At 35.5% G+C, this 6,361-nt stretch carries 5 protein-coding genes; 2 read left to right on the forward strand and 3 right to left on the reverse strand.

Annotation, left to right across the window (positions count from 1 at the left end; all coding sequences use genetic code 11):
* Window positions 1-672, forward strand: a 672-nt coding sequence (locus VFS71_RS09610; RefSeq protein WP_326400965.1) for a T9SS C-terminal target domain-containing protein, incomplete at its 5' end; no start/stop codon positions are given.
* 63 nt (window positions 673-735) lie between these two features.
* Here VFS71_RS09610 and bioB read toward each other — a convergent pair.
* From bioB to VFS71_RS09625, 3 genes are all read right to left on the reverse strand, one after another.
* Entirely contained in the window at window positions 736-1,821 is a 1,086-nt protein-coding gene (gene bioB / locus VFS71_RS09615; RefSeq protein WP_326400967.1) for a biotin synthase BioB, read from the reverse strand.
* A 100-nt stretch (window positions 1,822-1,921) separates the two neighbouring features.
* Window positions 1,922-2,359: a hypothetical protein gene (locus tag VFS71_RS09620; RefSeq protein ID WP_326400968.1), complete on the reverse strand. Its 438-nt coding sequence runs from the start codon at window positions 2,357-2,359 to the stop codon at window positions 1,922-1,924.
* Window positions 2,360-2,799: 440 nt separating this feature from the next.
* Window positions 2,800-3,744, reverse strand: a complete 945-nt coding sequence (locus VFS71_RS09625) for a bifunctional riboflavin kinase/FAD synthetase (protein ID WP_326400969.1) — start codon at window positions 3,742-3,744, stop codon at window positions 2,800-2,802.
* Window positions 3,745-4,096: 352 nt separating this feature from the next.
* Here VFS71_RS09625 and VFS71_RS09630 point away from each other — a divergent pair.
* The coding region (locus tag VFS71_RS09630; protein ID WP_326400971.1) for a reprolysin-like metallopeptidase at window positions 4,097-6,361 on the forward strand (2,265 nt) is incomplete at its 3' end.

Genomic DNA, 6,361 nt, shown 5'->3' on the forward strand with positions numbered 1-6,361 from the left:
CGTGTTTGGTTGAATTTGACCAATTCCGAGGGTGCTTTCAAGCAACTATTAGTTGGTTATGCTACAGGAGCAACGAATGGGCTAGACAGTGCTTTTGATGGTTTGAGTATCAGTAATGCATACGTTGATTTTTATAGTGTAAATGATGGTAATAATTTTGTGATTCAAGGGCGAGCTGTTCCATTTGACAAAACGGATAAAGTGCCATTGGGCTATAAAACTACGATTGAAGGTACTTTTGAAATTAAAATTGACCATGCGGACGGATTGTTGGCCAAGTGCAATATTTATTTAAAAGACAAAAATACAGGAATACTTCATGATTTAAAGAAAAGTTCTTATTCGTTTTCGACGCTAAAAGGGGAATACAACGAGCGTTTTGTGTTGACTTATATACCTAATCTAGAATCAATTTCGGATCAAGATGTTGTTGAAAATGTTAAGCATCAGCTTGAAATCTATACACTAGAGAATCAATTAAGTATAAAGTCTAGAGTTGGAAACATATCAACTATCATTATTTATGATTTAAAAGGGAATGTACTCTATCAAAAAGAGCATATCGATAAGGAACAGTTTGTAATCTCTGATTTAATCCCGAAACGTCAAATTTTAATTGTGAAAACGCTTTTTAGTAATTCAGTCAATCAAACAGATAAGATAATTTTTTAGTTTAGTAACTAAAAACCCCATTTTCTTTATGAAAATGGGGTTAGCTATATTTTTAAAAAAGACTTATTTTCCTTTTATAGATGCTTCCAAGTTTTTCTCAATAGTATGATTTGGGCGAGTCCATTTTGGTTTTTCACCAAGTGACTCATATTGTGAATCTACTGCTTCAACAGTTGGTCGCTGTGCTGCTTTTTTAAATGGTTTTTGAGGTTTTAAGCCTAATAAATCAAACATTTTCATGTCTTCATTAACATCAGGATTTGGAGTAGTAAGTAATTTGTCTCCAGCAAAAATAGAGTTGGCTCCGGCAAAGAAACACATGGCCTGTCCTTCGCGACTCATATTCATCCTTCCGGCTGATAAACGAACCTGTGTGTTTGGCATTACAATTCTAGTAGTAGCAACCATTCGAATCATTTCCCAAATTTCAACAGGTTTTTCATTTTCCATTGGAGTTCCTTCCACGGCCACTAAAGCATTGATCGGTACCGATTCTGGTTGAGGATTTAAAGTTGAAAGTGCTACAAGCATTCCTGCTCTGTCTTCTATGCTTTCTCCCATCCCTATAATTCCACCGCTACAAACGGTAACACTGGTTTTGCGAACGTTTTCTATAGTTTGCAAACGGTCTTCGAACCCACGTGTAGAGATAACTTCTTTGTAGTAATCCTCTGAAGTGTCCAAGTTGTGATTATAAGCGTAAAGACCAGCTTCTGCCAATCGTTGCGCTTGGTTTTCGGTAATCATCCCCAAGGTACAGCATACTTCCATGTCCATTTTGTTAATGGTACGTACCATTTCCAAAACTTGGTCAAACTCAGGACCGTCCTTTACGTTTCTCCAGGCAGCTCCCATACATACGCGGGAAGAACCTCCTGATTTGGCTTGAAGGGCTTGTGCTTTTACTTGATTTACTGACATTAGATTATTTCCTTCAACGCCAGTGTTGTATCTCGCTGCTTGTGGGCAATAGCCACAATCTTCAGAACATCCACCAGTTTTAATGGAAACCAAAGTAGAAACCTGAACCACATTTGGGTCATGATGCTCTCGATGAATAGTCGCTGCTTCAAAAAGCAAATCCATCATAGGTTTATTATAAATAGCAATAATTTCTTCTTTCGTCCAGTTGTGTTTTGTGATACTCATCGATCCTTTATTTTGATGCCCCAAAAGTAATCAAATTGTTCTAAAGAAGCAATGTGCACGGCTTAAAAAGACTTACTATGAATTGTTTAAAAATTGTAGTTTAGTCGGCTATAAATTTGTCGTTATAGTAAAGGATTAATAGCAAAGTTACAATTACTGATGAGGCGATTCCTTCGAAAAACAAAGAAAAGCAATACATATTGATTGAGGGATGGCCGCCGAATAAAAAACTCTCCGATAAATTATGAATATAAGCATCACCGCCTCTTATGTAGCTATAAACCAGCAGTCCAATAATTGACAAAACGACACCAACGAAGCAAGTGGTTAAGGCGGCCAAGATATTGGGTACAAATTTTCTCTTGCCGTGGGAAACTCTTGATCGCAACGTATCATTTACGGCATATAAAACGAAGAACACATTCACCAACCTCAAATAGAAAACATTAGATAAACCCAAAAATTCCATTAAAAGGAAATAGACTCCTATTGATATAAAGATGAATAACCCGTTTTTAATTTCTTTTTTTACTTTCATGGCGTAGTTTTTTAAAAGTTAAAAATCATTATGTATTTGGCATTCAGGTAGATTGACATAAATTTACAAAAAATAAACGAAATCTATGTAATTAATTGTAGAAGAGTTTTTTATCCGTGTTGTAGAAGAGTAACGTGGATTGATCATCGTCAAAATCATTTACTTCATGAATTCTCCAAAGATATTTAGGGTGTGCCACCATAAAGAAAAGTGGCCAATTTATAAGAGTGATGATACGGTCACTTTGTTTTATGCTGCTGGGCTATCGAGGCTACTTCGATAGTTTGCTCCAAATGAAATTAACTGAACTCCTATGAAAATAAACATATAGTGAAGTAATCCCTCACTCGAGACTAAGAGGTATTCTATTTTTTCAACGAAAATCATTGATTGGTTTTTGCCCAAATCGAGCATGTTTATTCCTAAAGTAAATGGAAATTTTATAATTTTTTAAAATAAGCCAAAGCCGTATTTCTATCTTTCTCCAATTGCTCTTTTAAAAGCGCTACCGAATCAAATTTTTCTTCGGAACGGATTCTTTCCAATATGGAAACAGTGATTTTTTGGTCGTATAAATCTTTATCAAAATTGAAATAATTGATTTCGATAGTTTGATTTTTTCCTTCAACAGTGGGGTTAAAGCCTATATTCATCATGCCCAAAACAGTTTTTGAGTCGATAATACTTTTGACAATGTAAACTCCATTTTTGGGAATAAGTTTGAAGCTTTCTTCTAGTTTTAAATTGGCAGTTGGAAATCCAATAGTTCTTCCCAGTTGTTTCCCTTTTGCAATGATTCCGGTTAAAGAATAATCGTAACCCAAGTATTCATTGGCCAAAGCTACATTGCCCTCGATTAAAGCCTGTCTTATTTTTGTCGAACTTACGGATACTTCTTTGATTTCCTGAGCCGAAATTTCTTCTACTTCAAAACCATATTGTTTTCCAAAATCTTTTAAATCATCAATATTGGCAGTTCTATTGCGCCCAAATCGATGGTCATGGCCAATTATTATTTTATGGATATGAAATTGGTCTACAAGGATGTTTTTTACAAATTCCTCCGCAGTCAATCTAGAAAAACTTTCATCAAAGGGATGGATAACTAAGTTTTGAATCCCAATTTTATCCAATAGTTCTATTTTCTCGTCGATAGTATTGAGCAGTTTTATATCTGAATCCTCTTGTAAAACCATGCGAGGATGAGGAAAAAAAGTAAGTACCAGACTTTCGTATTTTTCGTTTTCAGTATTTTGGGTAACTTTTTCCAGTATTTTTTTATGTCCAAAATGAACGCCATCAAAGGTTCCTAACGTAAGAATTGTTTTTTTTGCATTTTCCCCAGATGCAACTTGGAAATCGCTTATAGAATGAAAAATTTTCAAAGTACCTATTTTTAAATATTTTGCAAATTTATACTATCTATTTTAAAAAGAAGAATAAGAAGTTTCTATTTTTATCAATTGTAATGTTAATAAATCTTCAAATTATGCATTACAATCTACTGTAATTGTTATGTTTTTCAAATCGTTTTCCAAATCGTTGTATATTCCATTGTAAATGAATTAATTTTGTGTATCAATTTTGGAATTGTATAATCGAAAATAGGCTTCAATTGAAAGTAATCTGTTTGTTCATCTATTGGATCGAGTTGTTGAATTCAAAAGCAAAATGGAGACAGATGAGATAAATATAAATACAATTTGATATTTCAAAAAACATACACATCATCAGTATATGAATAGATTTTTATTTTGTTTAGGATTGTTAGCCGTAAGTTTTGTTGGGTTTTCTCAAGCCAAATCATCTTGGACGGCGGTGAGTTCTTCCCAAAGAGGGATTTCTCAAAAGCAGGAAGGAGATTTGGGACTGGAGGGTCAACTTTCGTACACTTTAAACGAAGTTGAATTTAAACAATCGTTGGAAATACTTCACTCTGGTGTTTCGACGGCAAAAAGTATAGCTGTCGCAATTCCTAATAGTGCTGGTAAAATTGAGCAATTTAATGTTGTGGAGTCTTCCAATTTTACTCCCGAACTACAAGCGAAATATCCAGAAATTCGCGCCTATTCCGGAACTGGAATTACTGATCCAAAGGCATCTATTAGTTTTAGTGTTTCTCCAAGCGGTGTTCAAACAATGATTTTGAGAGGGGACAGTGGTTCTGAATTTATCGAGCCACTAGAAAAGAATAAATCAATATATGTGGTTTCGAGTTCAAAGAAAAGAAACAAAGGAGATTTGCCCTTAACTTGTAAAACAGTGGATGTTGCATTGAATAGGGATTTGGCAAAGAAAACGATTCAAGTAAAGTCAAGTGACGGTGTTTTTAAAACCATGAGGTTGGCGTTGTCATGTACGGGGGAATATACCCAATATTTTGGTGGAACTAAAAGTAAAGCCTTGGCTGCAATGAATGCCACGATGACACGCGTAAATGGCGTTTTTAATAAAGACTTGGCTGTACAATTAGTTATGATTGATAATAATAGTATAATTTATACTGACGCTACTAGCGATCCTTATTCTGATTATACAATTGATGATCCTAATAATACAATAACAGATGGATCCGAAGGTGCTTGGAATCTTGAATTGCAATCCACTTTAACATCACAAATTGGTAATGCAAATTATGATATAGGACATTTGTTTGCTAATTCAGGCGGAGGGGGAGATGCCGGTTGTATTGGATGCGTATGTGTTAATCCAACAGTTTCTGATCTCTATGGGAAAGGAAGTGGTTATACGTCGCCAGCAAATGGAATACCAGAAGGCGATGCTTTTGATATTGACTATGTAGCGCATGAAATGGGACATCAATTAGGGGCAACACACACTTTTTCATATGATATTGAAGGAACTGCAACGAGCGTTGAGCCGGGGAGTGGTTCTACTATTATGGGGTATGCCGGAATTACCGATTATGACGTTCAAAGTCAATCAGATGATTATTTTGCTTATGCCAGTATTTCCCAAATTCAAAGTAATTTGGCGTCCAAATCATGTCCAGTTAGCACAACATTGAACAATCAAACACCAACTGCCAATGCAGGGTTGGACTATATTATTCCAAAAAGTACTCCTTTTGTTTTGAATGGTTCTGCTTCAGATCCTAATGGAAATACAATGACGTATTGTTGGGAGCAAAATGACTCAGCTACTAACCAAAGTGATGCAAATAGCATCACTTATGCTACGAAACCCAATGGCCCTAATTTTAGATCTTTTTTGCCAAGTAATGTTTCCAGTCGTTATTTTCCGGCATTGAGTAGGGTATTGTCAGGACAACTGACAACTACATGGGAGTCGGTTTCGTCTGTGGCTAGAAATTTAAATTTTGAATTTACTGTTAGAGATAATGCAGTTTTGGGTTCTGCACAAACCAATTCGGATGGGATGGTAATTACTGTTGACGAAACTAAAGGACCATTTGCTGTTACTTCACAGAACAATTCGAATTCCAGTTGGGTTTTGGGTTCATCACAAACAATAACTTGGAATGTAAATAGTTCTAATTTATTGGCAGGAGCATCCAATGTGAATATTAAGTTATCTACAGATGGAGGTTTGACTTTTCCGACGGTTTTGGCATCTAATACACCAAACGACGGTTCTCAAGTGATTACTGCACCCTCAACGGCAAACAAAAATTGTAGAATTTTAATAGAGCCTACAGGCAATGTTTTTTATGCAGTAAATAGCAAGCCTTTTGCTATTGGCTATAGTATTACAACTTCTTGTAGTTCTTATGCTTTTGACACCCCTTATCCAATACCTGATGCTCCACATGCTTATACCGAGAAAACAATTGTTGTGCCTTCAAGCACTTCCGAAATAGTAGACGTTAATTTTAGTATGGGTCTTACACATACCTATTTATCTGATGTTCAGATTGAAGTAGTAAGTCCAAAAGGCACTACTGTGAAGTTGTTTGATAGATCTTGTGGTGCGAGTGATAATAGTTTGATTTTGATTTATGATGATTTGGGTGGCGTTTTG

This window comes from Flavobacterium sp., from assembly GCF_035760125.1.
GTDB lineage: Bacteria > Bacteroidota > Bacteroidia > Flavobacteriales > Flavobacteriaceae > Flavobacterium.